The following is a 2163-nucleotide window of genomic DNA, read 5'->3' as shown; positions in this document are numbered from 1 at the left end:
GAATCGCCTGCCAAGGCCAAGACCATCGAAGCTTACCTCGGGCCGGGCCACAAGGTGCTGGCCAGCTATGGCCACGTCCGCGACCTTCCGCCTAAGGACGGATCGGTCGACCCCGACGCCGGCTTCGCGATGGAATGGGAGCCGTACGCCGACAAGGCGAAGCAGCTGAAAGCGATCACCGACGCGGCCAAGGGCGCCGACACGCTGATCCTCGCGACCGATCCCGATCGGGAAGGGGAGGCGATCAGCTGGCACGTTCAGGAAGTGCTGCGCAAGAAGAAGGCGCTCCCGGCGCACGTCGAGCGGGTAACCTTCAACGCGATTACCAAGACGGCGGTACTGGCGGCGATGAAGGCGCCGCGCGCGCTCGACGAGGATCTGATCGACGCCTACCGGGCGCGGCGTGCGCTCGATTATCTGGTCGGCTTCACCCTATCGCCAATCCTGTGGCGCAAGCTTCCCGGCGCGAAATCGGCGGGCCGCGTGCAGTCGGTGGCGCTGCGCCTGATCGTCGACCGCGAACGCGAGATCGAGCTGTTCCGCGCGCAGGAATATTGGTCGGTCAGCGCGGTATTCGAAAGCGACGCGACCCCGTTCACCGCGCGGCTGGTCGGGCTCGACGGCAAGAAAATCGAGCGGCTGTCGATCGGCGACAAGGGCGCGGCGGACGCGGCGAAAGCGGTCGTCGAGGCGGGACACTTCACCGTCGGTTCGGTCGAGACCAAGCCGTTCACCCGCAACCCGCCGCCCCCCTTCACGACCTCGACGCTGCAGCAGGAGGCGGCGCGCAAATTGGGCTTCGCGGCGAGCCACACGATGCGGCTTGCCCAGTCGCTCTACGAGGACGGCCTCATCACCTACATGCGCACCGACGGGGTGCAGATGGACGGCGAGGCGATCTCGGCCGCGCGCCGCGCCATCGCCGACCGCTATGACGCTGGCTACGTCCCCGACAAGCCGCGGATGTACACGGCGAAGGCCAAGAACGCGCAGGAAGCGCATGAGGCGATCCGCCCGACCGACTTCAAGCGCCAGGCGGGCGGGAGCGGCGATCACGCGCGGCTCTATGGGCTGATCTTCAACCGCGCGCTGGCGAGTCAGATGGCGTCGGCGAGGCTCGAACGCACGACGGTTGAACTGAGCGACGGGGCCGGGCGGGCGACGTTGCGGGCGACTGGGCAGGTCACGTTGTTTCCGGGCTATCTCGCGCTCTACGAGGAGGGTCGCGACGACAAGGCCGATGACGAAGACGGCGCGAAGATGCCGCTGCTCAAGGCCGGTGACGCGCCCGCCAAGCGGTCGGTCGATGCGGTGCAAAGCTTCACCCAGCCGCCACCGCGCTATTCGGAGGCGAGCCTCGTCAAGCGGATGGAGGAGCTCGGCATCGGCCGACCGTCGACCTATGCGGCGACGCTGCAGACGCTCAAGGATCGCGAGTATGTGAAGCTCGAAAAGCAGCGCTTCACCCCCGAGGAAAGCGGGCGGCTGGTGACGGCGTTCCTCGAGCGCTTCTTCGAACGCTATGTCGACTATGATTATACCGCCGGGCTCGAGGAAGGTCTCGACGATGTGTCGGGCGGGCGCACCGGGTGGCAAGCGTTGCTCGAGGCGTTCTGGAAGGACTTCAAGCCCAAGGCGGGCGAAGTGATGGAGCAGAAGCCGAGCGAGGTCACCGCCGCGCTCGACGAGTTCCTCGCGCCGTTCCTGTTCCCCGACAAGGGCGACGGAACGGACCCGCGGCTGTGCCCGCTGTGCGGAACGGGGCGGCTCGGGCTTCGCGGGGGCAAGTTCGGCGCGTTCGTCGCTTGCTCCAACTATCCCGAATGCAAATACACTCGTCAGTTCGGGCAGGGCGGGGAGGCGGCGCCGAGCGAGGGGCCGCAGGAAATCGGCAACGGCATCACGCTCAAGAGTGGGCGTTTCGGGCCGTACCTCGAGCGCGGCGAGGGCAAAGAAGCGAAGCGGGCGTCGATCCCCAAGGATGTGCCGATGGAAGGGCTGACGCTCGAGACCGCCGAGCAGCTGATGTCGTTGCCACGCGAGATCGGGGCGCATCCCGAGACCGGGGCGATGATCTCGGCCTCGATCGGGCGCTATGGCCCGTACCTGGTCCATGACGGCAAGTACGCCCGGCTGTCGTCGACCGCCGAGGTGTTCGAGACC

General features: G+C 67.3%; 1 protein-coding gene. It reads left to right on the top strand.

Annotated features, from left to right (window positions below; genetic code table 11):
• Nucleotides 1-2163 (top strand): type I DNA topoisomerase (topA, locus tag Q0R27_RS00310; protein ID WP_293940019.1); only part of this gene is annotated, 2163 nt, incomplete at both ends.

The sequence above is a fragment of the Sphingomonas sp. genome (assembly GCF_025362505.1).
In the GTDB taxonomy this organism is placed as follows: Bacteria; Pseudomonadota; Alphaproteobacteria; order Sphingomonadales; family Sphingomonadaceae; genus Sphingomicrobium.
The sequence above is the reverse complement of the archived record's forward strand: the minus strand, read 5'-3'. Positions and strand labels throughout refer to the sequence as shown.